Annotated in this window: 23 protein-coding genes; 7 read left to right on the top strand and 16 right to left on the bottom strand. The window is 73.3% G+C overall.

Annotated features, from left to right (window positions below; genetic code table 11):
- The first annotated feature begins 42 nt into the window (after positions 1-42).
- Positions 43-525, top strand: a complete 483-nt coding sequence (locus MF672_RS49800) for a GbsR/MarR family transcriptional regulator (RefSeq protein ID WP_242373083.1) — start codon at positions 43-45, stop codon at positions 523-525.
- A gap of 5 nt (positions 526-530) precedes the next feature.
- On the opposite strand, the gene MF672_RS49795 is transcribed toward MF672_RS49800, so the two are convergent.
- The 13 genes from MF672_RS49795 to MF672_RS49735 form a co-directional block, all read right to left on the bottom strand.
- Complete coding sequence (locus MF672_RS49795) at positions 531-1,367, bottom strand: STM4011 family radical SAM protein (protein WP_242373082.1); 837 nt, start codon at positions 1,365-1,367, stop codon at positions 531-533.
- Entirely contained in the window at positions 1,361-2,842 is a 1,482-nt protein-coding gene (locus MF672_RS49790; protein ID WP_242373081.1) for an STM4012 family radical SAM protein, read from the bottom strand. The genes MF672_RS49795 and MF672_RS49790 overlap by 7 nt, the downstream gene beginning before the upstream one ends.
- Positions 2,829-3,617, bottom strand: coding sequence for an STM4013/SEN3800 family hydrolase (locus MF672_RS49785; RefSeq protein ID WP_242373143.1), 789 nt, complete (start codon positions 3,615-3,617; stop codon positions 2,829-2,831). The genes MF672_RS49790 and MF672_RS49785 overlap by 14 nt, the downstream gene beginning before the upstream one ends.
- A gap of 11 nt (positions 3,618-3,628) precedes the next feature.
- Positions 3,629-4,672 carry an STM4014 family protein gene (locus tag MF672_RS49780; RefSeq protein ID WP_308210692.1) on the bottom strand — a complete coding sequence of 348 codons (1,044 nt, stop codon included), beginning with the start codon at positions 4,670-4,672 and terminating at the stop codon, positions 3,629-3,631.
- A 146-nt stretch (positions 4,673-4,818) separates the two neighbouring features.
- Entirely contained in the window at positions 4,819-5,790 is a 972-nt protein-coding gene (locus MF672_RS49775; protein ID WP_242373080.1) for an STM4015 family protein, read from the bottom strand.
- Positions 5,790-6,761 carry an STM4015 family protein gene (locus MF672_RS49770; protein WP_242373078.1) on the bottom strand — a complete coding sequence of 324 codons (972 nt, stop codon included), beginning with the start codon at positions 6,759-6,761 and terminating at the stop codon, positions 5,790-5,792. The genes MF672_RS49775 and MF672_RS49770 overlap by 1 nt, the downstream gene beginning before the upstream one ends.
- 61 nt (positions 6,762-6,822) lie before the next feature.
- Complete coding sequence (gene efeB, locus MF672_RS49765) at positions 6,823-8,094, bottom strand: iron uptake transporter deferrochelatase/peroxidase subunit (RefSeq protein WP_242373077.1); 1,272 nt, start codon at positions 8,092-8,094, stop codon at positions 6,823-6,825.
- 12 nt (positions 8,095-8,106) lie between these two features.
- Positions 8,107-9,243 carry an iron uptake system protein EfeO gene (gene efeO / locus MF672_RS49760; RefSeq protein WP_242373075.1) on the bottom strand — a complete coding sequence of 379 codons (1,137 nt, stop codon included), beginning with the start codon at positions 9,241-9,243 and terminating at the stop codon, positions 8,107-8,109.
- 11 nt (positions 9,244-9,254) lie between these two features.
- Positions 9,255-10,073, bottom strand: coding sequence for an iron uptake transporter permease EfeU (gene efeU / locus MF672_RS49755; RefSeq protein WP_242373074.1), 819 nt, complete (start codon positions 10,071-10,073; stop codon positions 9,255-9,257).
- Between the two features lie 88 nt (positions 10,074-10,161).
- Positions 10,162-11,529 carry a glycoside hydrolase family 5 protein gene (locus MF672_RS49750; RefSeq protein WP_242373073.1) on the bottom strand — a complete coding sequence of 456 codons (1,368 nt, stop codon included), beginning with the start codon at positions 11,527-11,529 and terminating at the stop codon, positions 10,162-10,164.
- Positions 11,530-11,537: 8 nt separating this feature from the next.
- Entirely contained in the window at positions 11,538-12,398 is an 861-nt protein-coding gene (locus MF672_RS49745) for a carbohydrate ABC transporter permease (RefSeq protein ID WP_242373072.1), read from the bottom strand.
- Positions 12,395-13,354 carry a carbohydrate ABC transporter permease gene (locus tag MF672_RS49740; RefSeq protein WP_242373070.1) on the bottom strand — a complete coding sequence of 320 codons (960 nt, stop codon included), beginning with the start codon at positions 13,352-13,354 and terminating at the stop codon, positions 12,395-12,397. The genes MF672_RS49745 and MF672_RS49740 overlap by 4 nt, the downstream gene beginning before the upstream one ends.
- Positions 13,351-14,640: an extracellular solute-binding protein gene (locus tag MF672_RS49735; protein WP_242373068.1), complete on the bottom strand. Its 1,290-nt coding sequence runs from the start codon at positions 14,638-14,640 to the stop codon at positions 13,351-13,353. Before MF672_RS49735 ends, MF672_RS49740 begins: the two co-directional genes overlap by 4 nt.
- Positions 14,641-14,808: 168 nt before the next feature.
- On the opposite strand from MF672_RS49735, the gene MF672_RS49730 reads away from it, so the two are divergent.
- Together MF672_RS49730 and MF672_RS49725 are read left to right on the top strand one after the other, a co-directional pair.
- Positions 14,809-15,819, top strand: coding sequence for a LacI family DNA-binding transcriptional regulator (locus MF672_RS49730; protein WP_242373067.1), 1,011 nt, complete (start codon positions 14,809-14,811; stop codon positions 15,817-15,819).
- Between the two features lie 75 nt (positions 15,820-15,894).
- Positions 15,895-16,674, top strand: coding sequence for a maleylpyruvate isomerase N-terminal domain-containing protein (locus MF672_RS49725; protein WP_242373066.1), 780 nt, complete (start codon positions 15,895-15,897; stop codon positions 16,672-16,674).
- Here the strand turns inward: MF672_RS49725 and MF672_RS49720 are convergent.
- Together MF672_RS49720 and MF672_RS49715 are read right to left on the bottom strand one after the other, a co-directional pair.
- Positions 16,655-17,488 carry an alpha/beta fold hydrolase gene (locus MF672_RS49720; RefSeq protein WP_242373065.1) on the bottom strand — a complete coding sequence of 278 codons (834 nt, stop codon included), beginning with the start codon at positions 17,486-17,488 and terminating at the stop codon, positions 16,655-16,657. The genes MF672_RS49725 and MF672_RS49720 overlap by 20 nt on opposite strands.
- A 46-nt stretch (positions 17,489-17,534) precedes the next feature.
- The gene (locus MF672_RS49715; protein WP_242373064.1) at positions 17,535-17,975 is read right to left on the bottom strand and encodes a MarR family winged helix-turn-helix transcriptional regulator; all 441 of its coding nucleotides are present in this window, start codon (positions 17,973-17,975) and stop codon (positions 17,535-17,537) included.
- A 42-nt stretch (positions 17,976-18,017) separates the two neighbouring features.
- Here MF672_RS49715 and MF672_RS49710 point away from each other — a divergent pair, with 42 nt between their 5' ends.
- Both MF672_RS49710 and MF672_RS49705 read left to right on the top strand, forming a co-directional pair.
- Positions 18,018-18,380, top strand: coding sequence for a nucleotide pyrophosphohydrolase (locus tag MF672_RS49710; protein ID WP_242373063.1), 363 nt, complete (start codon positions 18,018-18,020; stop codon positions 18,378-18,380).
- Positions 18,381-18,678: 298 nt separating this feature from the next.
- Positions 18,679-21,996, top strand: a complete 3,318-nt coding sequence (locus MF672_RS49705; protein ID WP_242373062.1) for an AfsR/SARP family transcriptional regulator — start codon at positions 18,679-18,681, stop codon at positions 21,994-21,996.
- Here the strand turns inward: MF672_RS49705 and MF672_RS49700 are convergent.
- Positions 21,980-22,495, bottom strand: a complete 516-nt coding sequence (locus tag MF672_RS49700) for an SRPBCC family protein (protein ID WP_242373061.1) — start codon at positions 22,493-22,495, stop codon at positions 21,980-21,982. The genes MF672_RS49705 and MF672_RS49700 overlap by 17 nt on opposite strands.
- Positions 22,496-22,595: 100 nt before the next feature.
- Between MF672_RS49700 and MF672_RS49695 the strand changes: the two genes are divergently transcribed.
- Together MF672_RS49695 and MF672_RS49690 are read left to right on the top strand one after the other, a co-directional pair.
- Entirely contained in the window at positions 22,596-23,807 is a 1,212-nt protein-coding gene (locus MF672_RS49695) for an amidohydrolase family protein (RefSeq protein ID WP_242373060.1), read from the top strand.
- A 31-nt stretch (positions 23,808-23,838) separates the two neighbouring features.
- Positions 23,839-24,882, top strand: coding sequence for an alpha/beta hydrolase (locus MF672_RS49690; protein WP_242373059.1), 1,044 nt, complete (start codon positions 23,839-23,841; stop codon positions 24,880-24,882).
- Positions 24,883-24,888: the final 6 nt, after the last annotated feature.

Here is a 24,888-nt window from a genome sequence, read left to right as displayed (position 1 = left end):
ATATCGGAATCGATAGTGTTCGACCCCGAGGAGGGAGCCGCGGTGACGCGAGCGGACGAGGGCGCCATCGCTGATTTCCGCGAACGGTTCGCGCAGATCATGGTCGAGTCCGGCATGCCGCGGATGGCCGCCCGCGTGTACGCCGCCCTGCTGGTCACCGACTCCGGCAGGCTGACGGCCGCCGAGCTGGCCGAGCACCTGGGCGTCGGCGCGCCCGCGATCTCGGGGGCGGTCAAGTACCTGGTGCAGGTCCGGCTGGTCGAGCGCGGCCGCGAACCTGGTACCCGGCACGACTTCTGCCGCGTCCACGAGCACACCTGGAGCCACTTCATCAGCCAGTCCGACCCGATGCTGGTCCGGGTGCGGGACGGCGCCGACGAGGGCACCGCGCTCCTCGGCCTCGACTCCCCGGCCGGGCGGCGGCTGGCGGAGACCAGCCGGTTCTTCGCGTTCATCCGCGAGGAGATCGAGCAGTCGATGGCGAAGTGGCGGCGGCTCCAGGAGGCCGAGGGCCGGGACGCCTGACCGCGTCAGCGCGGCCAGGCGGCCGGGATGCGTTCGAGCACGCCGCCGGCGAAGACGTCGTAGAGGGCGAGCGGCTCCAGGTGGACGTAGCCGATGTGGCAGTCGCAGGACGCCGCCGGGCACGGACGGGGACGCAGCGCCGGCCGGTAGGACCCGTCGTACAGGTTGCCCAGCACCTCGGGGACGAAGTGGCAGCGGCGCACGACGCCGTCGCCGTTCACCGAGATCACGTCGTCGCCGGTGCGGCACGGCAGCCCGGCGCTGGCGTGCGCGAAGCGGCTGTGGTGGAAGTGCGGGTCGATCTCCGACCACTCCGCCGCCTCGGCGTCGGTGTAGAGACGGCCCTCCTCGGCGTTCACCCACAGGTACGTCGAGGCGGGCAGCTCGGCCCGCAACCGCCGGGCGTGCGGCAGATGGGCGGGATCACCCACGATGCCCACGCTGTGCCGCACCGGCAGCGAGCGCACCTTCGCCACGAACCGCTCGTACGGCACCTGCGTCGGGTGGTACGTCACCCACAACGCCGCCCGCTCCGGCGACGCCTCGGCGAGCCATCCGGTGCGGCAGCTCAGGTTCGTCTGGATGGCGACCCGGGCCACGTTCGGCAGCCAGGACAGCTCGACCAGGGCCCGCCGGTACCACGACCGCACCAGCCCCTCGCCCCACGGCGTGAACAGCACCGACACCTCGAACGGCTGCTCGCGCACCCACGCCGTGAACCGCTCCAGCGCCGCCCGGTCGGCCCGCAACTGCCCGGGCGTGTCGCGCCGCTTGGCGAACGGGCAGTACGCGCAGTCGTAGTCGCAGCTCGCCAGCGGGCCGCGGTAGAGGATCGTCAGCATGGCGCGTACTCGTCCATGAGCCGCCTGACCTGCGGGGAGAAGAGCGCGGGCCCGATCGCGTCCGAGTGCGCGAGGCCCTCCGCGGTGAGCCGGACGGTGTCGTCGTCGATCAGCAACCAGCCGGCGAACGGCTCCAGCGACGGGCCGCCGCCGGGGGCCGCGCCGGTGTGCTGCGGCGGGAAGTCGTCGAGGACGTCGACGCCGAACCGCTCCCGGTAGAGCGCCCGCGACAGCCCGCCGGCCTGCAGCAACGACTGGATCAGGTGCCGCCGCTTGCGCTCGCCGAGCGAGAGCGCGAACCCCACGTTCGCCACGCCGAAGTCCTCCCGGCCCACGTAGTCGTCGATGATCGCGCGTACGTGCCGGGCCTCGACGGCGTACTCGAAGGAGTAGTGGAGCGCGCTCGTGTACGACCGCGCGCCGCATCCGAGGCCCACCATGCCGTCGGTCTGGCAGCAGTAGTCGGCGGCGGCCACTGCCGAGGCGGCGGGGGACGGGATGACGGGGGACGGGATGACGGGGGACGGGATGACGGGGGACGGGATGACGGGGGACGGGGTGGCGAGGGACGGGGTGACGGTGGGGTGGGTGGCGGTGGGGTGGGTGGCAGCGGGGTGGGTGGCAGCGGGGTGGGTGGCGGTGGGGTGGGTGGCGGTGGTGGGGAGGCGGAACAGGCGCATCGACACCTGTTCGTACCCCGCCGCCACCAGCCGGTCCCGCCCCGCCCGGTACAGCTCCAGCCGCTGGTCGTCCCACGCCCGGCCCTGCCGGCCGAGCCCGGTGAGCGGGCGGACGTACAGCGGGTAGAGGTAAATCTCCTCCGGCCGCCAGGACAGCGCCGTCTCGATCGAGTGCAGCCAGGAGCCGACCGTCTGGCCGTCGATGCCGTAGATGAGGTCGATGTTGAGCACCGGCACGCCGGACGCCCGGATCGCGTCGAGCGCGGCGTCGACCTCGGCCCGCCGCTGCGGGCGGACGGCGGAGCGGGCCTCGGCGTCGATGAAGCTCTGCACGCCGATCGACACGCGCGTGGTGCCGCGTTCGGCCAGCACCGCCAGGCGGTCGGGCGTCGCCGTGGCGGGGGAGGTCTCGACCGACAGCGGGATCGCCGCCAGGTCGACGCCCATCGCCTTCTCGGTCAGGTCGAACAGCCGGGCCAGCTCGCCCGCGGCGAGGTAGGTCGGCGTGCCGCCGCCGAACGCGGCCGTGGCGAAGGCCGTCTCGTCCAGCGCGTCGCGTACCTGGACCGCCTGGCGCTCCAGCGTGTCGAGGTAGGCCGTGACCAGGTCCTCCGGCGCGCCGGTGCGGGTGAACAGGTTGCAGAAGCCGCAGCGCATCTCGCAGAACGGGATGTGCACGTACAGCGCGCCCGCCCGCTCCCCGGCCCAGACCTCGGTGAGCGGCGGCCGGGGGCGCAGCGGCCGGTAGGCCGTCTTGTGGGGGTAGGCGTAGACATAACCCTCATAGGGCCGCATGATCCTCCAGTACGAACTCCGCGTACGGGACCGTCCAGACCACCTCGTGGCCGATCCGGTGCCCGACATGCCCGTCCTCGCCGTACGCGGTGCCGTGGTCGGAGCAGACGATGACCAGGCACGGGCGGCGCATGAGCGCGTAGAGCCGCCCGATGTGCCGGTCCACGTACCGCAGGGCCGCGGCGTGGCTCTCCCGCGTGTCGCCGCCGGCGGCGCCGGGCAGGTAGAAGTGGTTGGGCTGGTGCAGGGCCGAGACGTTGACGAACAGGAAGACCCGCCCGCGCACCCGGCCCAGCACCTCGGCGGCCCGGTCGATCTGGTGCTCCAGCGATCGGGGGTCGGTGACGCCGAACTCCGGCTCCCAGTGGCTCTCCGCGAACAGCCCGGGGAGCGCCGAGCCGAGCGGCGTCAGCTTGTTGAAGAACCCGACGCCGCCCACGCACACCGTGTGGTAGCCGGCCCGGGCCAGGCCGGTGGGCAGGTCGGGCGCGTCGAAGACCCAGGTGCCGGGGGCCGTGGTGGCGCTGCCCGGGAACGTGGCCGCGAACAGTCGCGGGTGCGGCCCGGGCGTCACCGGCGTGGGCAGGAACCCGGCGAACAGGGCGGCGTGCGCCGCGTAGGTGAAGCTGCCCGGGCTGTGCCGGCGCTCCCACCGCACCCCGGCGGGCAGCAGGTTGGGCAGGTGCCCGGCCTGGGCCAGCTCGGCGGCCACGTCGTAGCGGAGGGTGTCGAGGGTGACGAGCAGGAGGTCGTGGGTGCCGATGACGGCGTTCATGTCGCGGCCGCTCACCCGCCCGGCCCCACCGGCGCCGGCGCGTTCGCGAGGACGGCGCGGACCTGCTCGGCGTACGTGTCGCGCCCGTGCCCGTGCAGGTCGTCCAGGCCGGGCAGCAGGTCGCCGAACGCGTTGACCTCGGCCACCGCCACCGACCGCCAGTCGGCGCCCACCATCACGTCGACCCCCGTCATCAGGCTGCCGGGGAAGCACGCCGCCGCCCCCGCGCACACCTCCAGCACCCGCTCCCACAGCCCGGCCCGCGACCGCACCAGCCCGAGGTCGCCGCGCCGGCCGCCGAGGTGCAGGTTCGTCATCGGCGTGCGGCTCATGCGCACCACCGCGTGCGTCGGCCGCCCGGCCACGGTCACCACCCGCAGGTCGAACGCGCTCTCGCCGTGCGACGCCTTCGGGAACCACCGCTCCACGTGCAGCCCGTCGCCGGCCAGCACGTCGACGACCCGCCGCACCTCCTCCCAGGAGGTGTAGGCGCGCACCCGCAACGAGTTGACCAGCCCGCCCCCGGGCCCCCAGGCCGCCGACGTGACGGCCCTGACCCGGTCGCCGGCCGTCTGCAGGGCGATCACCCCGGACGCCGACGACCCGTGCGCGGGCTTGACGAACGCCCGCGTCCAGCCCTCGCGGGCCAGGCCGTCGCGCAGCTCGGCGTAGGAGGAGGCGGCGAAGGCGGGCGGCACCGGCACCCCGGCCTCGCGCAGCACCGCGTGGCAGCGCCGCTTGTCGAACATGACGCCGATCTCGCCCACGTCGCCCAGCAGCCGCACGCCGGGAACGGCCGCCACCCGGGCCAGCCCGGCGGTGAACGCGGCGTACCAGCGCGCGCCGCCGCCCACCCGGGCCGGATCGCCGGGGCCGCGCAGCAGCGCGTCGGCCTCGGCGTCCTCGCCGGGGGAGTCGACGCGCAGCAACGCCCCCTCGGGCGCGCCGAGCGGGCGGCCCGTCAGCACGTCACGCCAGGGGATGAGGAACGGCTCGGCCAGCCCGGCGGCGACGGCGGCGGCGCGGAACATGGTCACCCGCCGGTCCCCGGCCACCCCGACGACCCCCAGCCGCACTTCCCCGGCCGGGAGGGCGGACCCCGCGCCCCAGGGCGCACTCGCCGGGCCCGCGCCCCAGGGCGCAGTCGCCGGGCCCGCGCCCCAGGGCGCAGTCGCCGGGCCCGCGCCTCCCGGTGGCGTGGTCACTCGCTCACCGCCACGAACCGCCACGCGCGTTCGCGGTTCTCCGGCGCCGACAGCACGACCTCCACCCCCGGCAGCGCCGTCCGCAGCCGGCTCATCATGGCGGTCGACAGGTAGTGGTGATCGACGTCGAGCCGGCGCAGGTGGGTGAGGGGCTGGCCGGTGAGCAGCGCCGCCGCGCCCTCGTCGCCGAGCAAGCCCATCGACAGGCTCAGCGTCTCCAGCCGCGCCACCACCGGCGCGGCGGCCAGGGCGGCGGCGACGTCGTCCTGGAACTCGCCGTTCTCCAGCCGCAGGTGCCGCAACGCGGGCAGCCGCTCGCCGCTCATGACGCCCGCGAGGTCGCCCACCCCGGCGTCGCCGCCGTAGTGGGGGACGCCGAACCACAGCTCCAGCAGCTCCAGCGCGGGCAGGTCGCTGCCGCCGACCGCCCGGACGAAGGCGCCGCCGAGCCCGCCGGTCTCGACGCGCAGCACGCGCAGCGACTCGTGCCTGACCGGCCGCAGCTCCAGCCCGGTGCCGCCGCGCACCTCGAACCGCTCCAGCTTGGGGAACGCCTCCAGCAGCGGCGTCACGTCGCTCTGCTGGATCCAGGAGATCTCGGACTCCTCCGGCGAGATCGCCCCGAGGAAGACCGCGCGCAGCGCCGGCAGCCGGCCGGCCTCGCGGACCAGGCGCTCGACGATCGAGCCGGAGCCGGTGTCGTAGCAGTCCTCCCACTGGCCGATGACCAGCGCCCGCACCTGGGCGGTGTCGACGTGCTCGAAGAACCAGTCGAGGGAGCCGGCGATCTCGTCGGGGCCGTCGTCCCACTCGTTGCCGGCCAGCCGCCAGGCGACCGCGCCCGCTTCCGGCCGCGGCTCCTTCGCGTCGTCCGGCCAGGGCGCCTCGGCGACGGGCAGGCCGGCGTACTCCTCGCGGTAGGTCGCGTAGTGGTCGGGCTGCTCGGCGGGGTCGAGGAGGATCTTCATCACTCGCTCACCGCCACGTAGAGCCACTGCTCGCCGTCGTCCTCGTCCGGGTCCTCGCGGCCGGACAGGTCGACGTCGACGCCGGGCAGCGCCTCGGCCACCCGCCGCATCATCGCGTCGGACAGGTAGTGGTGGTGCAGGTCGAGCCGGCGCAGGTGGGTGAGCGGCTGGCCGGTGAGCAGCGCAGCCGCGCCCTCGTCGCCGAGCGTGCCCATGGACAGCGCCAGCGACTCCAGCCGGGCCACGACCGGCGCGAACGCCACCGCCGCGGCGATCTCGTCCTGGATCTCGCTGTCCTGGAGCCCGAGGTGGCGCAGCGCGGGCAGCCGCTCGCCGCGCAGGATCGGGTCGAGGTCGGCCACCGTCGCGTCGCCGCCGTAGTCGGGGATGCCGAGCCACAGCTCCAGGTGCTCCAGCGTGGGCAGGTCGCTCGCGGCGACGGCCCGCGCCACCTCGCCGCTCAGGCCGCCGGTCTCGACGCGCAGCATCCGCAGCGACTCGTGCCTGACCGGCCGCAGCTCCAGCCCGGTGCCGCCGCGAACGTCGAACCGCTCCAGCTTCGGGTACGCCTCCAGCAGCGGCGTCACGTCGCTCTGCTGGATCCAGGAGATCTCGGCCTGGTCGCCGCTGATCGCGCCGAGGAACAACGAGCGCAGCGCGGGCAGCCGCGGCGCCTCCCGCACCAGGCGCTCGACGATGGGGGCCGAGGACGTGGCGTAGCACTCCTCCCACGCGCCGACGACGATCGCGGTGACCTGCCCGGCGTCGGCCTGCTCCAGGAACGCGTCGAAGGCGGCGGAGAAGCCGGCGAAGTCGTCGCCGTGGTCGGAGCTGAGCCGCCAGGCGACCGACCCGCTGTCGCCGGGCGGGAAGGCGGCCGGCTCCGCGCACACTTCCCGCACCGGCAGGCCGGCGTAGCTGTCGCGGTATTGGAGCTGGTAGCCGTGGTAGGAGTCGTACTCGATCGTCATGGGGGGTCCTCGGTCGGGTGGCTGACGCGTCCTGTCCTACCAGACCCGGCCGACACTTCCGTCACTCGAACAGCGCGCGCCCCCAGTAGTCACCGGCGTCCCGCACCCCGGGCGGGCAGGCGAACAGGCCGCTGGAGACGTGCTTGACGTACTCGTTGAGCGGGTCGTGCCTGGCCAGCTCCATCTGGATCGGCACGAACTGCTTGCGCGGGTCCCGCTGGTAGGCGATGAAGAACAGGCCGGCGTCCAGCCGGCCGAGGCCGTCGGAGCCGTCCACGAAGTTGTAGCCCCGCCGCAGCAGCCGCGCCTCGCCGTGCGAGCTGGGGTGGGCCAGCCGGACGTGCGACCTGGCCGCGATGTACGGCTGCCCGTCCGGCCGCCGGGCGGCGAAGTCCAGCGCGTCGAACTCGTGCTTCTTGCCCAGCGGCGCGCCCTCGCCCTTGTCCCGGCCGAAGATCTGCTCCTGCTCGGTCAGCGAGGTGCGGTCCCAGGTCTCGATCGTCATACGGATCTTCCTGGTGACCAGGTAGGCGCCGCCCGCCATCCAGGCCGGCCCGTCGGCGGCGTCCGCCCAGAGCTGCTGGCGCAGCAGGGCGGCGTCCTCCAGCTTGAGGTTGTTGGTGCCGTCCTTGAAGCCCATGAGGTTGCGCGGGGTGGCCTGGGCCCGGGACGTGGACGACGTGCGGCCGAAGCCGAGCTGCGACCAGCGCACCGACACGCGGCCGAAGCCGATCCTGGCCAGGTTGCGGATGGCGTGCACGGCGACCTGCGGGTCGTGCGCGCACGCCTGCACGCAGATGTCGCCGCCGGAGATCTCCGGGATGAGCTGCTCGCCGGGGAACTTCGGCAGGTCGGCGAGCGCGGCCGGGCGCTCGGCCGCCAGCCCGAAGCGGTCGTCGAACAGCGACGGCCCGAACCCGATCGTCAGCGTCAGGCCGGAGGCGGGCAGCCCCAGCGCCTCGCCCGTGTCGTCGGGCGCCGCCGCCGGGTCGCCGCCGACCGCGCCGAACGAGCCCGACTCCTTGCCCTGCGTCAGGCGGGCCGCCGCGGCGGTCCACTCCTGCAGCAGGTCGACCAGCTCGGCGCGGTCGCGGGTGGTGACGTCGAAGGCGACGAAGTGCAGGCGGTCCTGGGCGGGCGTGACGATGCCGGCCTGGTGCTCGCCGTAGAAGGGGTAGGGGTCGGAGGTGGAGGAGGCGTGCGCGACGGGCGGCTCGCGCAGCAGCGGCCCGGCGGCCACCGCGCCCGCGCCGGCCACCGCGGCGCCCGCGGCCCCCAGCCCGAACAGCCGCCTCCGGCTCAACCGCCCGCTTCGCGCGGGTTCGGACGACATGGATCCCTCCCGCTACTTCGCCACGATCGGCGCGATCTTGCTGATCGGCTCGCCGAGGGCGTTGATCGCGTCCGACAGGGCCTTGAGCTGCGTCTTGGACAGCTCGTCGTGCAGCTGCCAGCCGTCGCCCTTCCGGTGCGCCTCCAGCGCCGCCTCGGCCGCCGCGAACTTCTCGTCCAGCGTCTTGACCAGGTCGGGAGCCCGCTCCTCCAGCACCGGCCGGAGCGACTGCACGGCGGCGCGGGAGCCTTCGAGGTTGGCGGCGAAGTCCCAGAGATCGGTGTGCGACCAGATGTCCTCCTCGCCGGTGATCTTCCCGGTGGCGACCTCGTCGAGCAGCTCCTTGGCGCCGTTGGCCAGGTTGAGCGGGGTCAGCTCGGCGGCGTTGGCCTTGGTGACGATGGTCTTGACGTCGGCGATCAGCTTGTCGGCGACCGGGCCGTCCTTGCTGACGTCCTTGCCGACCCACAGGTCCTTCTCGATGCGGTGGAAGCCGGTCCACTCCTCGCCGGCGGCGAGGTCCGCCTCGCGGGCGTCGATGGCCGGGTCGAGGTCGCCGAAGATCTCCGCGACCGGCTCGATGCGCTCCCAGTACGTCCGCGCCACCGGGTACAGCGCCTTGGCCTGGTCGATCTTCTCCGCCTTGACGGCGTCCACGAACTCCTGCGTCTTGACCAGCAGCGTGTCGCTCTGCGTCCGGATGTACCGCTTGTAGCCGGCCACGGCCGCGGCGAGCTCCGCGTCGGCGGTGAGCGCCTTGTGCTCGCCGGTGACCTTGAGCGGGTTGCGGATGCCCTTGCCGACCATGCCGGGCTTGCACGCGGTCTCGTACGTGCCGGCCGGCAGCTCGGCGATGAGCTCCCTGGTCAGCCCCGGGACGATGTTCTCGACCTCGGCCATGATCCGGTCCCCGGCGGCCAGCACGTAGAACTCGGTCACCTTGCTGCCGCCGTTGGTGATCGTGAACGTCGTCGTGCCCGCGGGCACCTCGGTGACCGGCACCTTGCACTCGGTGTCGCTCGCGGCGACGGCGATCTTCCCGGGCTTGCCGGCGGCGGCCGGGGCGGCGGCGCCGCCCCCGGTGGAGCCGCAGGCGGTCAGTCCGGCGAGCGCGAGCACGCCGGCGGACAGGCGGAGGAGGGTAGGCATGGTGCTCCTGTTCAGGCCGCGGCAGGCGCGGCGACCCGCTGGGGGCGGAGGAAGAGGAAGAGGACGGGCAGCAGGTAGACGGCCCAGGCGACGACCTCGGCGACGCTGGGCTGCGGGGTGATGTTGAGCATCCCGGCCAGCAGCGCCCCGTACCAGGAGTCGGCCGGCAGGGCGGCGCTCAGGTCGAAGGCCTGGCTGGTCAGGCCGGGCAGCACGCCGGCCTCCTGGAGGTCGTGCACGCCGTACTTGAAGATGCCGGCGGCGACCAGGATGAGCAGCAGCCCCGTCCAGGTGAAGAACTTGGTCAGGTTGATCCTGATGGCGCTGCGGTAGAGGCCGTAGCCGAGCGCCACGGAGGTGAGCACGCCCAGCGTGATGCCGATCAGCGGCGCGGTGGTCGTGGCGGCGCCCTGCGCGGAGGCGAAGAAGAGCAGGGCGGTCTCCAGGCCCTCCCTGGCGACCGCGAGGAACGCCATGACGACCACGGCGAGCCAGCCCATCGCGAGCGCGTCGGTCAGCCTGCCGCGCAGCTCGCCGGAGAGGGCGCGGGACGTCCGCCGCATCCAGAAGATCATCCAGGTGACGAAGCCGACGGCCAGCAGGGAGGTGATCGACTCGAACAGCTCCTGCCCCTGGTACTCCAGGTGGGCCGCCGTGAAGGTCAGCAGCGCCCCGAACGCCACCGACAGCGCGACGGCGGCGCCCACGCCGGCCCAGACCTGGGGGAGCTTGTCCCTGCGATCGCTTTTGACGAGGAACGCGACGAGGACCGAGACGACGAGCGTCGCCTCCAGGCCCTCGCGCAGTCCGATGAGATAACTGGCGAACACGGACACTCCCATAGGTTCTGAGGAAAGCCTCACCTAAATTAGGGCAGCCTTCCGTCAGCCTGTCTATGGGTTCACGGTGTGGTCGTTGTCACCGTGAGAGGTTGTCCGCCAGGAGCTCCAGCAGTGGTTCGCGGCGCACGCACCGCTCCAGCAGGAACGAGTCGGCGAGGGCGGCCAGCTCGTCGTCGTCCAGGCCGCGGAACAACTCGGCGTACTCCGGCAGCAGCGCCTGCGCGAACAGGATGTGCCGGATCAGGTCGTCGCTCTGGTAGCGGGCCCCCCACGGGTAGGGGTCCCAGGACGGGAACTCGCGCTCGATCAGCTCGTGCAGCGGCGCGAGCACGTCCGCGACCTCCTCCATGGTCGAGCCCCAGCGGTCCGCGCCGAGCCGCCGCTTCTTGTCCATGAAGCCGCCGAACCTCTCCAGGTACGGCCCCGCCGCGTGCACCAGCCCCTGCAGCCCCACGTCCTTGTACGTCCACAGCGACCAGCCCACCCCCTGCGCGTCGTAGATCGCGAGCTGGTCGCGCAGGATCTGGTAGCGCTGGGCGTCCTTGTCCGGATCGCCGGTGTAGACCGGCCCGAACTCGCCCACCCACAGCGGCGTGCCGGTCTCGCGCTGGAACTGCGAGCGCCGGGCGAACGTCCGCTCCAGCTCGTCGCGGTCGCACCACTCGCCGCGGGTGTGACCGGGGTAGGGGCCGCCGTGCGCGAAACCGGCCAGGGCGTAGTCGTGCATGACGAACACCGTGTTCTCGTACATCTCACGAAATATCGAGAAGTCGGTGGCGTAGGTGTTGCCGTCCAGGAACAGGATGTGGTGCGGGTCGGCGGCCCGCACCGCCTTGACCAGGCGGTCGTAGAAGGGGCCGACCACCCGGCCGCTGACGTCCCCGGGCTCGTTGGCCGGGTTGTAGCCGGCCACCCACGGGTTGTCCCGGTAGTGGTCGGCGAGGACCTCCCACAGGTGCACCACCCGGTCCTGGAAGTGGCGGTGCCGCCAGAACGACGCCACGTGGGTGGGGTTGTCGGAGTGCCAGTGCTGGTTCTGCGAGCCCGGCAGCGCGTGCAGGTCGATGACGCTGTAGATGCCGCGCTCGCCGAGCAGGCCGATCACCCGGTCGAGGTGGCGGAAGCCGCGCGGGTCGATCTCGAAGGGACGGTCGTCGGACTCCCAGTGGCGGTAGTTGATCGGGATGCGCACGCAGTTCATGCCGAGACCGGCCAGCAGGTCGGCGTCCCGCTCGGTGAAGAACGAGCTCAGCAGGCGGTCGAAGAACAGCTCCGCCCGCTCCTCGCCGAGCACGCCGCACACGGCCTCGCGCATGGCGGACTCGTTCGCGGGATAGCCGGTGATGAAGTTCTCCATGTTCATCCAGCCCCCGAGGCCCACCCCCCGGAGCCGTACCGGTGTGTCGTCGTCCGTGACGAGGTGGGTTCCGGACACATGCAGCATGTGAGAGGTCATCCCTTCGTTGCGCCGGCGGTGAGCCCGCCGACCAGGTGACGTTCCGCCACGGCGTAGAACCCGAGCGCAGGGACCATGGCCAGAACGAGGTAGGCGAGGATGCGGGCGGTGTCGGAGGCGTACTGGCCCTGGAACTGCTGGATGCCGAGCGGCAGCGTCCAGTTGGCCTCCTCCGTGAAGACCACCAGCGGCAGCATGAAGTTGTTCCAGCTCCCCACGATCGCCAGCACCGAGACGGTGGCGACGGCCGGCTTGGCCATGGGCAGCAGGATCCGCCAGAAGAACCCGAACGGGCTGCAGCCGTCGATGATCGCGGCCTCCTCGATCTCGCCCGGGATGCTGCGGAAGAAGCCGCGCAGGATGATGATCGTCAACGGCAGGCCGAAGGCCGCCTGCACGAGGATGACCCCGAGCGGGTTGCCGAGCAGGCCGAGCGTGCGCAGCAGCACGAAGATCGGCAGGATGGCCACCGCGAACGGGAACATCAGCCCCGCCGTGAACAACGTGAACAGCACCTCCCTGCCCCGGAAGGCGAACCGGGCGAAGACGAACCCGGCGAGCGCCGCCACCCCGACCGTGAGCACGGTGGTGCTGACCGCGATGAAGGTGCTGTTCCAGAGCTGCAGCCAGAACGAGTGCGAGGCGAGCACGTCGGTGTAGTTGCCGGTCACCCACGAGGTGGGCAGCCCGAACGGGTTCTCCGACAGCTCGCTGTTGCGCTTGAAACCGCCCAGGACGGCGTACAGCACGGGAATGAGGATGAACGCCCCGACGATCCACGCGACGGCGTGCAGCGGCAACGTGTTGCGCCGCGGCCTGGGCTTCTTGCCGTGCCCCCTCGTGGCGAGCGTGGTCATGTGCGGCCTCCGATGCTGGTGGTCGCGCCCTCCAGGTCACGGCGCATGACGAACCGCTGGTAGACGAGGGCGAAGACGAGGCTCAGCACGAACATCACGACGCTGATCGCGCTGGCGTAGCCGACCTGGGAGCGCTTGAAGCCGTACTCGAACATGGTCACGGCCATCGTCTCCGACGAGTGCGCCGGGCCGCCCTGGGTGAGGATCCAGACCAGGTCGAAGAGCTGGATCGTGTAGATGACGGACAGGAAGACGCTGATCCGGATCGTCGGCCCGAGCAGCGGCAGCGTGATGTGCCGGAAGGTCTTCCAGCTGTTCGCCCCGTCGATCTGGGCGGCCTCGACCAGCTCGTTGGGGATGTTCTGCCGGCCGGCCAGGTAGATCATCATGTGGAAGCCGAAGTACTTCCACGTCATGACCAGGAACAGCGACGGCATCACGGTGTCCGGGTCGGCCAGCCAGTCGGAGTTGATGCCGAACACGCCGAGAAGCTGGTTGGCCATGCCCGTGCCGGGCGAGAGGATCAGCGAGAACAGCACACCGGTGATCACCTCGGACAGCACGTACGGCGCGAAGAACACCAGCCGGTACAGCGCCCGGCCGCGGATGCGCTGGTTCAGCAGCAGCGCCACGGCCAGCGAGAACGGCAGCTGCACGCACACCGAGAACACGACCAGCACGAGCAGGTGCCACAGGTCCCTGGTGAAGATCTCGGTGCCGAACAGCCGGGTGAAGTTGTCGAAGCCGATGTAGTTGGTGGGCAGGCCGCCGAAGCCGTTCCAGCGGAACACGCTGGCGTAGAAGGCGACCAGGATGGGCGCCACGACCAGCAGCAGGAACAGCACCAGAGCGGGCAGGACGAACAGGGTGATCGTCAGCCAGCGGCCGCGTCGCTTGACGGCAGGGGCGGGGGCCGGAAGCTTGACCGCTTCCGGCCCTCGGGTCAGTGTCGTCATTCTTCGCTCTTGGCCACTTCGGTCACCGCCTGGACGACCTGCTCAGGCGTCTTGCTGCCGCCGATCAGCTCGGCCACGCTGTCGTTGACCTGCTGGCCGACGGCGGGCGGGTAGGCCTGGTCCAGGTAGAGCTGGAACCCGGTCGCGCCGGCCAGGGCCGTGGCCACCTGCTTGAGGTTCGGGTCCTTGACCGCGCTCTCCTCGCCCTTCAGCACCGGCAGCACGCCGCCGGCCTCGACGGCCTTGGAGTGGTTGCCCATCTCGGTCATGAACTTGACGAACTGCAGGGCCTCCTTCGGGGCGTCCGCGCCGACGGCCAGCCCGCCGCCGCCGCCGAACACGTCCGTGGCCGAGCCCTTGCCGCCCTCGACCGTCGGGAACGGGAAGAAGCCGAGGTCGTCGCCGAGGCCCTTGCCCGAGTCCTTCTGCACGGCCGGCGCCCACTGGCCCATCAGCTCCATGGCGGCCTTGCCGTTGCTCACCGTGGCCGACTGGCCGTCAGGGGTCGAGTACGACGCCCCGAGGAAGCCCTTCTGGAACGGCTGGAGGTCGGCGAGGGCCTTGACCTGCTGCCCGGCCGCGATGAAGTCGGGAGTGTTGAAGTTCTTGTCCACCGCCGCCTTCTTGAGCGCGTCGAGACCGGCGATGCGCATGGCGAGGTAGGCCCAGTAGTAGTGGCCGGGCCACTTCTCCTTGCCGGCCAGGGCGATGGGGGTGACGCCCGCGGACTTGAGCTTCTTGACGTCGTCGAGGAACTCCGCCCAGGTGGCGGGCGGCTGCGTGATGCCGGCCTTGCTGAAGAGCTTCTTGTTGTACCAGAACCCGACCATGCCGATGTCGGTCGGCAGGCCGTAGGTCTTGCCGTCGAACTGGTAGGCGGCCAGCGACGCGGTGGTGAAGGTGGGCAGGACGTCGCCGACCTCACCGGTGAGGTCCTTGACCAGGCCCGCGTCGATCTGCTGCTTCAGGACGCCGCCACCCCAGGTGGCGAAGATGTCGGGGGCCTTGCCCGACTGCGTGATGGTGGTGAGCTTCGCCTTGTAGGCGTCGTTCTCCAGGACCGTCGCCTTGATCGTGACGTTGGGGTTCTGGGCCATGAACTCCTTGGCCCGCTGTGCCCAGAGGGTCTTCAGCGGCTCGGCGGTCGACAGGTGCCACCACTCCAGGGTGACCTTCGCCGGCGCCGCGCCCTGACTGGACCCGGAGGTCGCGGTGCCGCCGCCTCCGCTGCTGCCACAGCCGGCCACGAGCACCGCGGTCGCGATCAACACCAAACTGCGTTTCATCCAAGGGGTCCCTTCTCTGGCGGGCGTGCTTGCCGAGCTTGGTGGAACGAAAGTTTCGTGAAACCCCCGATATTTTCTTTGTGCGGAGCTTAGGTAAACGGCATGTAAAGCGTCAACACCCCGGCTCGGAGCGACGCCAAACCGAAACTTTCGGATACACTCCCGATCGTGTCAGCGAAGAGGCGGGTCACGATCGCACTGATCGCGGAGGAGGCCGGGGTCTCGATCCCCACGGTCTCGAAGGTCATCAACGGGCGCCCGGAAGTAGCGCCGGCCACCCGCCACAAGGTGGAGCGGCTGCTGCAGGAGCACGGCTACCAGCGCCGCGTCAGCCAGGACGACTCCCCGGCGGGGCTGATCGACCTGGTGTTCGCCGAGATCGAGTCGCCGTGGGCCATGGAGATCGTCAGAGGCGCGGAGAGCGCCGCCCACGAGGCCGGGGCCAGCGTCGTCATCTCGGTCCTGCACACCCACGCCGGGCCGGGCCGCGACTGGCTCGAACGCCTGGCCGCCCGCCGCACCGACGGCGTGGTGATCGTCGCCTCACGGCTGTCCACCGGCATCCAGGCGCAGCTCAGCGCGCGCTCGCTGCCGTTCGCCGTGGTCGACCCGGAGGGCGAGCCCGCCCCCGGCGTGATCTCGGTCGGCGCCACCAACTGGAACGGCGGCCTGGCCGCCACCCGCCACCTGCTGGAGCTGGGCCACCGCCGCATCGGCATGATCAGCGGCCCCGCCGACATGCTCTGCAGCCAGGCCCGCATCGACGGCTACCGCGCCGCCCTGGAGACCGCCGGGGTGCCGCTCGTGCCCGAGCTGGTCCGCCGCGGCACCTTCCTGGTCGACTCAGGCCACGACGAGGGCCACGCGCTGCTCGACCTGGCCGACCCGCCGACCGCGATCTTCGCCGGCAGCGATTTAATGGCGTTCGGGGTCTTCGAGGCCGCCCGGCAGCGCGGGCTGCGGGTGCCCGAGGACCTGAGCGTCGTCGGCTTCGACGACCTGCCCCTCGCCAAGTCCGCCTGGCCGCCGCTCACCACCGTCCGGCAGCCGCTGCAGGAGATGGCGGCGCTGGCCACCCGTACGGTGCTGGCCATGGGACGCGGCGAGGTCCCCGAGACCAAGCGCGTGGAGCTGGCCACCGAGCTCATCGTCCGCGAGAGCACCGCCCGCCACACCTGACCCCGCCGCCCGGGCGCGCTCAGGAGCGGATGAGGACCATGTCCGCGATCTTTCGATCGTGTGTTTGGATGGGGTGTGCTGAGTTTCCCGCGTCACCTGGCGCTGCTGGAGCAGGAGTACGAACGGCTGCGGGCGGCGGCCGAGGCGGCCGGGCCGGGCGTGCCGGTGCCCGCCTGTCCCGGGTGGACGCTCGCCGATCTGGTGAGCCACGTCGCCGAGGTCTACCTGCACAAGGCGGAGATCCTGCGGCGCGGCGCGCCGCCCGAGCCGTGGCCGCCGCCGCCCGATCCCGCCGGGCCGGTCCGCTACCTCGACCGGGCCTGTGCGGAGCTGCGCGGCGAGCTGGCCGCCCGCGAGCCCGGGGAGGCGGTCTTCACCTGGTACGACCCCGATCAGACGGTCGGCTTCTGGGCGCGCAGGATGGCGCTGGAGAGCGTGGTGCACCGGGTGGACGCCGAGCTGGCCGCCGGCCTGCCCGTCTCGCCGGTGCCCGAGGACCTGGCGCTCGACGGCATCGACGAGATCCTGGTGGTGATGCTGGCCTTCGAGACCGGCAAGTACGCCGCTGAGTTCGGCGACGGGCTGGCCAAGGCCGACGGGCGGCCGGTCGCCGTGGTGGCGGGGGAGGAGCGCTGGCTGGTGCGGGCCACGCCCGCCGGGGTCGAGGTCGCGCGCGGCGAGCGCGCGGCCGAGGCGGGGGCGGTGGCGGCGACGGCGGCGGCGACGGTGGCGGGGGCGCCGCAGGACGTGCTGCTCTGGGCGTGGGGGCGGCAGGGCACGGAAGGTCTGACCGTGTCCGGTGACGGTGAGCTGGTGGAGCGGCTGCGGTGGCTGCTCAAGGAGTCGACCCAATAGGGGCCGGGCGGGCGGCGAGCACGTCGCGGAGGCGGGCGGCGTAGGCGCGGGGGTGGCTGAGGTTGCCGTTGTGACCGCCCGGAAACTTCAGGAGCCCGGTGCCCGTAAGTTTCGACAGCTCGGCGGCGCACCGGGCGTCGAAGACGTCCGGCGGGGTGCGCTCGCCGGCCGCCGGGATCATCGGGACGGGGCAGGCGGACAGGTCGCCCGGGCCGGGGTCGTCGATGACGGCCTGGAAGTCGTGGCGGATGAAGAAGTCGAAGCCGGCCTCGCGCGCGGCGTCCATGGGGTGCGGGGTCAGGTCCGGCTCGGCGTCGCCGGCGGTGATGCCGAGCACGCGGGCGATCTCCTTGATCGCGGCGGGCAGGCCGGCGGCGAGGTAGAGGTCGCGGAGCGCGGCCAGCTCGGCGCGGTGCCGGGCGCGCTCGGGCTCGGGGAGCAGCCACGGCGAGACGGGCTCGTGCGCGATGAGCAGGCTGAGCTGCCCGGGGTGCGCGGCGGCCAGGTGCAGCCCGATGGCGGCGCCGAGACTCTGGCCGAGCATGGCGACGGGCTCGCGGGTGAGGTGGGCGAGGAGGCGGTGGACGTCGTCGGCGTGCTCACTGACGCTCACGGTCGTCGCGGGGACGGTGCTGCGGCCGAGGCCGCGGCGGTCGTAGGTGATCACCGTCCAGGCGTCGGCGAGGTGGCGGACGAGGTCGGCGGTGCGGCCGGCGTCGCCCTCGCCGCTCTGCGAGATCAGCAGGAGGGGGCCGGTGCCCTGGATCTCGTAGTACAGGACGCCGGCGGGGATGGTGAGGGTGTTCGCGCTCATGGGAACACCGTAATTCATCTGATTTGATGTATCAAGTCTGATGGAATCAGCGGCGGAGGCCGGGGACCAGGCGGTCGGCCAGCTCCTCCAGCGCCTCGACGGTCTCGCGGACGCGCTCGCGGTCGTCCGTGCCGAGCGCGGCGGCCAAGGCGTCGTCGATCGGCGTGTCACGCACCCGGGACACCCGGTCGGACACCTCCGGGGCCTCGCGGATGATCGTCCGGCGGCGGTCGCGGGGATCGGTCTCGGCCAGCACCGCGCCCGCCGACCGCAGCCGCGCCACCGCCGCCGACACCGCGCTCTGCGGCAGGCCGGTACGGGCCGCGATCTCGCCGACCGTGGTGTCCGGGTGGCCGCGCAGGTCGCTGATCACGATCAGGACGGTACGCAGGCTCGTCGAGTGCTCGCCGATGCCCTCGGCCGGCATCGCCTCCTCGCCGATCTTCATCAGGGTCCGGCCCAGCAGGAACAACTCGACTCCGTTCACGCGCAGCAAGATACCGGCGGGACCTCGGTAAGGTCGTGCGGCGTGACGACGGACCTGGAACACCTCGCCGGACGCCTGCGCGCGTTCGCCCGCGAACGGGACTGGGAGCAGTTCCACACGCCGAAGAACCTGGCGATGGCGCTGGCGGGCGAGGTGGGGGAGCTGGTGGCCGAGTTCCAGTGGCTCACCGCCGCCGAATCCGCCGACCCCGGGCCGGAGGCGCTGGCCCGGATGCGGACCGAGCTGGGGGACGTGACCCTCTACCTGGTGCGGCTCGCCGACGTCCTGGGCGTGGACCTGATGGCGGCGGCCCTGGACAAGCTGGCCGACAACGAACGGCGCTACGACGCCACCCGCTACCGCGGCTCCGCCCGCAAGGCCCCGCCCACCCCGCCCACCCCCTGACCTTCGTCCCCTCTCCGTCGCCTTCGGGCTGAGGACGGGAGGGGTGGGGGGCCTGCCCCTCGGGTCTTCGTTCCCTCTCCCTTGCTCGTTCCTCTCCGTTGCCTTTGGGGAGGGGGCGGGGGCCTGTTCCTCGGATCCCCGTCCTCTCTGCCTCGCTCGCCCCTCTCCGTCGCCTTGGAGGACGGGAGGGGGCGCGGGCGGGGGCGCGCGTGCCTGTGGATCGAGGGGCCGTACCCACGCCTGTGGATCGGGGGACGAGGGGGCGCGGGCGGGTGGGGGCGCGCATAGGGTGTCGAACATGCGTTTTGGTGTGCTGGGCCCGCTGGCCGTGTGGACCGACGCCGGGGAGGCCGTCACCGTCCCCGGGCTGAAGGTGCGGGCGCTCCTCGTGGACCTGCTCGTCCACGACGGCCACCCGGTCTCGGTGGACCGGCTGGTGGACGACCTGTGGGGCGAGGAGCCGCCGGGCAACCCGGCCGCCGCGCTGCAGGTGCGGGTGTCCCAGCTCCGCAAGGCCCTGGAGGACGCCGAGGCGGGCGGCAAGAACCTGGTGGTCTCCCGCGCCCCCGGCTACCTGCTGCGGCCCGACGCCGGGGCCGTGGACGCCGTCCGGTTCGCCGAGCTGCTGGCCCGCGCCGAGGCCGCCGGGAGCCCGCGGACCAGGGCGGGACTGCTGGGGGAAGCCCTGGCGCTGTGGCGCGGTCCGGCGTACGCGGACTTCGCCGACGAGGAGTACACCCGCACGGCGATCCTGCGCCTGGAGGAGCAGCGGCTGTCGGCGCTGGAGCAGCACGCCGAGGCCCGGCTGGAGCTGGGCGAGCACGCGCTGCTGGTGGGGGAGCTGGGCGACCTGGTGGCCCGGCACCCGCTCAGGGAACGGCTGCGCGCCGTGCACATGCGCGCCCTGTACCGGGTGGGCCGGCAGAGCGAGGCGCTGGCCGGCTACGCCGAGCTGCGCGAGCGGCTGGCCGACGAGCTCGGGCTCGACCCGGGGCCGGAGCTCGTGGCGCTGCACCAGGCGATCCTGGAGCAGGACCCGTCGCTGAGCGTCCCGGCCGGGCGGCCCAGGACGAACCTGCCCGCCGCCGTCAGCAAGCTCATCGGCCGGGACGAGGCCCTGGCCGAGGTGTGCGGCCTGCTGGAGGAGGAGCGGCTGGTCACGCTCACCGGCAGCGGCGGGGTCGGCAAGACCCGGCTGGCGCTGGCGGCGGCCGACCGGCTCCTGGAGAGCGCGCCCGACGGCGTCTGGCTGGTCGAGCTGGATCAGGCCGTCCAGACAGGGCTGCACAGGACGGCGCAGGCCGCCCAGCGCGGGCCGGACGGGACGGCGCGAGGCGGGCCGGACGGGGCGGCGCGAGGCGGGCCGGACGGGGCGGCGCACAGCGGGCCGCACGGGGCGGGCAAGGGCGGGGGCGGGCGGGAGCGGGCGGGGTCGCGGACGCCGGCCGAGGCCGTCATGGCCGCGCTGGACATTCGCGAGGGCGCCGACTCCGCCGACGTCGCCGGGCAGCTCGCCGAAGCGCTCAGGGAGCGCCGCGCCCTGCTCGTCCTCGACAACTGCGAGCACGTCGTCGAGGAGGTCGCCGAGCTGGCCGAGCTGCTGCTGCGCTGCTGCCCGCACCTGCGCGTCCTCGCCACCAGCAGGGAGCCGCTGGCCGTGGACGGCGAGACGTTGTGGAACGTCCCCCCGCTGGAGGTCCCGTCGAGCACCGACCTGGCGGCGATGGCGCGCTCGGACGCGGTCCGGCTGTTCGTGGCCCGCGCCGCCGCCTCCGCCCGCGGCTTCGCGCTGGAGGCCGGCAACGCGCAGGCCGTGGCGCAGATCTGCCGCCGCCTGGACGGCATCCCGCTGGCGCTGGAGCTGGCCGCGACCCGGGTGCGGGCGCTCGGCGTGCACGGCGTGGTGTCCCGGCTCGACGACCGCTTCCGGCTGCTGGCGGCCGGGCAGCGCGGCGCCCCGGCCCGCCAGCAGACGCTGACCGCGGTGATCGACTGGAGCTGGGACCTGCTCGCGGACGAGGAGCGCCGGGTGCTGCGGCGGCTGGCGGTGCACGCCGAGGGCTGCACCCTGGAGGCGGCGGAGGCGGTGTCCGAACGCACGGTGTCCGAGAGCACGGGGCCCGGGGAGCCGGACTGCGACGTGCTGGACGTGCTGCCCCGCCTCGTGGACCGCTCGCTCGTGGTCGTCGCCGAGTCCCCGGCCGGCGTCAGGTACCGGCTGCTGGAGTCGGTGTCGGCGTACTGCGTGGCCCGGCTGTCGGAGGCGGGCGAGCTCGACCAGGTCCGCCGCGCCCACCTGCGCCACTACCTGGCGCTGGCCGAGGAGTCCGAGCCCGGCCTGTACGGCCACGAGCAGCGCGACCGGCTGACGCGCCTGGACGCCGAGGCCGCGAACATGCGCGCCGCCCTCGACACCGCCGTCGCCCGCGCGGACGCCGAGCGCGCGGCCAGGCTGGTGAACGCGCTGGCCTGGTACTGGTTCCTGCGCGGCCGGCTGGCCGAGGGCCGGCGCTCGCTGGCGGCCGCCCTGGCGGTGCCGGGCGAGGACAGCCCGGCGCGGGCGCGGGCGGCGGCCTGGCACGCGGGGTTCGCGATGATGCTGGGCGAGGAGGCCGACTGGCGGCCGGTGCTCGCGGCCGTCGCCGACCCGGGACAGCGGGCGAGGGCCGAGCTGTTCGTGGCCCTGCACGTCAGGGACATGCCGACCGGGCAGGAGCTGAACGCCCGCGTCCTCGGGTCCTTCCGCGCCCTCGGCGACCGGTGGGGGGAGGCGGCGGCGCTCGCCCGCCAGGCCAGGGACGCCTTCACCCTGCGCGACCACGAGGCCCTGGAACGCTGCGCCGGGCAGAGCGCCCGCATCTTCGCCGAGCTGGGCGACCGCTGGGGCCTGCTGCGCGCCACGGAGTGGCTGGCCTCGGCGGCCCAGATGGCGGGCGACGCCGAGCGCGCGGGCCGGCTGTTCGGCGAGGGGCTGCGGATGGCCGAGGACCTCGGGCTGTGGCCGGAGGTCGCGACGCACCTCGCCTGGCTGGGCTGGCTCGAACTGGAGTCCGGCGCGTACGACCGGGCCATGGAGCTGTGCGAGCGCGCCCGCAGGATGGCCGCCGAGCAGGGCTACAAGGAGGGCGAGAGCATGGGCGAGATGGGCCTCGCCTTCGCCGCCCGCCGCGCCGGCCGGCTCGACCTGGCCGAGAAGCACCTGCTCCGCCTCCTGGAGGGCGTGCCGCGCGACCCGGACGTCGAGCCGCCCCTGCACCTGCCGGACTGCCTGGTCGAGCTGGGCCACGTGGCGGAGCTGCGCGGCGACCCGGCCGCCGCCCTGGCCCTGCACGAGGAGGCCATCGTCACGGGACGCCGGGTCGGCGACCCGCGCACGGTGGCGTTCGCGGTGGTCGGCGCGGCCTCGGCCTCGGGGGCGAGCGCGAAGGCGGCGCGGCTGCTGGGGCTGGTCGCGGCGACCAGGGAACGGCTCGGCATCCCGGCCGGGCCGTCGGACCAGGCCGAGTTCGACCGGATCGCGGCGCGGGTGCGCGAGGGCATCGGCGCGGCCGCGTACGAGGCCGCCTACGCCGAGGGCGCGGCCCGCAAGCTCGACGAGGTCACCGACCTGCTGTAGCGACGCCGGGCTCGGCCGTCCTGGCGTCCTCGACGTGCTCGGCCGTCCGGGCGTCCTCGACGTGCTCGGCCAGGCGGTCGAAGAACTCGATCCAGCCCGCCCGCGCCTGCTCGGCGTGCTCGGCGTCGGTGTTGACGCCGTACTGGTGGAAGCGCATCTCGGTGCGGCCGCCGGCCTCGGTCAGCTCCAGCGTGACGACCGACGCGGGGCCGTCGCCGGGGGCGTCCGGGTCGCCGGTGGTGAAGACGAGCCGGCCGGGCGCGCGCACCTCGCGGTAGCGGCCGTCGAGCGTCGCCTCGAACCCCTCCTCGCCGACCAGCGTGACCCGCCAGACCCCGCCGGGCACGGTGTCCAGGGTGATCCGGCCGAGCGGCGTGGCCATCGTGCGGGGGCCGAACCAGCGGGCGAAGCGCTCCGGCTCGGTCCAGGCGGCCCACACCAGGGCGCGGGGGGCGGCGAAGTCGCGGATGATGGTGTACTCGGCGGTGGGGCTGTTCATGGTGACCTCCGTGGGTGCGGCTCGATGTGACCACTGTCTCCCGCCCCTCTTACGATCGCCTTCCTGTGCCCTTAAGGCCCGCTGTGGCAGGGTGGGGGTCATGCGGATCCTCCGTGCCGCGAAGGTGCTCACCGGCCGCCAGGGAGAGGTGATCCCGGACGGCGAGGTGGCCGTCGACGGGGCCACGATCGTCCACGTCGGGCCGCGCGGCAGCTCGGGCGAGGACGGCGACGTCCTCGACCTGCCCGGCTGCACCGTCCTGCCGGGGCTCATCGACGCGCACGTGCACCTGGGCTTCGACGACAAGGTCGACCCGGTGACGCGGCGCAGCCAGGAGAGCGATCACCACCTGCTGTTACGCATGGCCGAGAACGCGCGCAAGCTCGTCTCCGCCGGCGTCACCACGGCCCGCGACCTCGGCGCGCGCGGCTTCCTCGACCTGGCGCTGCGCGACGCGATCGAGGAGGGGCTGGCCGTCGGGCCGCACCTGATCGCCGCCACCAGGCCCATCACGCTCACCGGCGGCCACTGCTGGTACATGGGCGGCGAGGCCGACGACCTGCCCGCCATCCGCCGGGTCGCGCGGGAGAACCTGCGCGCCGGCGCCGACTGCCTCAAGATCATGGCCTCCGGCGGCCAGATGACGCCGGGCGCGCCGCCGAGCTGGAGCCGCCAGTACTCGACGGAGCAGATCAGGGCCGTCGTCGAGGAGGCGGCGGTGCGCGGCAAGGGCGTCGCCGCGCACGCCCACGCGCACGCCGCGATCCGCAGCGCGGTCGAGGCGGGCGTGACCACCATCGAGCACTGCTCGTTCCTCACCGCCGCCGGCCACCGCTACGACGCCGAGCTGGCCGAGCTGGTCGCGGCGAGCGGCACGTACGTCTGCCCGACCGTGCACGGGGTGTTCTGGCGGCTGCGCGACACGTTCGGCGCGGAGATGCTCGACACCTGGCTGCACGGGGTCGTCGCGATGCGGGACGCCGGGGTGCGGCTCATCGCGGGCACCGACTCCGGCTTCGCGGCGGCGGGCGTGGCCAACCGCACCGACGGCTACGTGGCGGGGCTGGAGGTGTTCGCGCACGCCGGGTTCGGCAACGCGGAGATCATCGAGATGGCCACCGTCCGGGCCGCCGACGCCTGCGGGGCAGGCGCGGTGACCGGCAGCGTGGAGGCCGGCAAGCGGGCCGACCTGATCGCGGTGCGGGGCGACCCGCTGCAGCGCGTCTCCGACCTGCGCGATCCGGTGCTCGTCCTGGTCTCCGGGCGCGCCGTCACCCAGGCGGGCGTCGACACGGTGACTCCCTCAGTCTGACCGCCCTGTGTGCATCCCGAAGGAGCGTCGTATGCTGCCCTGGTCCGCCGAACTGGCCGGCCGCCTGGACCACCACGTGATCGACAGCGAGCTGCTGCGCGGCAACCCGCTCGGCGACCCGCACGAGCGGCCGCTGCTGGTGTACGTCCCGCCCGGCTACGACGACGAGCCCGCGCGCCGCTACCCCACCGTGTACGTGCTGCTCGGCTACACCGGCCACGTCGCGATGTGGCTCAACCGGGCGCCGTTCCGGCAGCCGTACCCGGAGCTGGCCGACGCGATGTTCGCGGCGGGGGAGGCGCCGCCCGCGATCGTCGTGTACGTGGACGCCTGGACCGCGCTCGGCGGCAGCCAGTACCTCGACTCGCCCGCGACCGGCCGCTACCACTCGTACCTGTGCGAGGAGGTCGTGCCGTGGGTGGACGCCCGCTACCGCACGATCGCCGGCCGCGACCACCGCGCGGTCACCGGCAAGTCCAGCGGCGGCTACGGCGCGATGGTGACCGCGATGCTCGCCCCGCACGTGTTCGGCGCCCTGGCCACGCACGCGGGCGACGCGTTGTTCGAGGTCAGCATGCGGTACGCGTTCCCGGGGCTGGCCCGGCGGCTGCGCGACCAGTACGACGGCTCCTACGACAAGTTCCTCGCCGACTTCCGCTCCCGGCTGGCCGGCACCCGTGAGGGCGACCTGGAGCTGCTGGAGATGTACGCCTACGCGGCGGCGTACTCGGCGGAGGAGGACGGCACGGTGCGGTTGCCGTTCGACGACACCGGCGCGCCCGTGCCGGAGGTGTGGGCGCGCTGGCTGGCGCGCGACCCGGTGGTGATGGCCGGCGAGCCCGGCCACGCCGAGGCGCTGCGCTCGATGCGGGCCATCTGGATCGACGCGGGCAGCCGCGACGAGTACTTCCTCGACTTCGGCGCGGTCGCGTTCCGGCGGGCGGTGGAGGCGGCGGGCGTCCCGGACGAGCGGGTGTACTTCGAGCTGTTCGACGCGGGGCACGGCGGCATCGAGTACCGCTATCCGCTCGCGCTCGCCTGGCTGCTGCGGCGGCTGACGGAGGGGAACGGCTAGGCTGCC

The sequence above is a fragment of the Actinomadura luzonensis genome (assembly GCF_022664455.2).
GTDB lineage: Bacteria > Actinomycetota > Actinomycetes > Streptosporangiales > Streptosporangiaceae > Nonomuraea > Nonomuraea luzonensis.
Note: the sequence above shows the minus strand (reverse complement) of the source record. Positions and strands in the feature narration are given on the sequence as shown.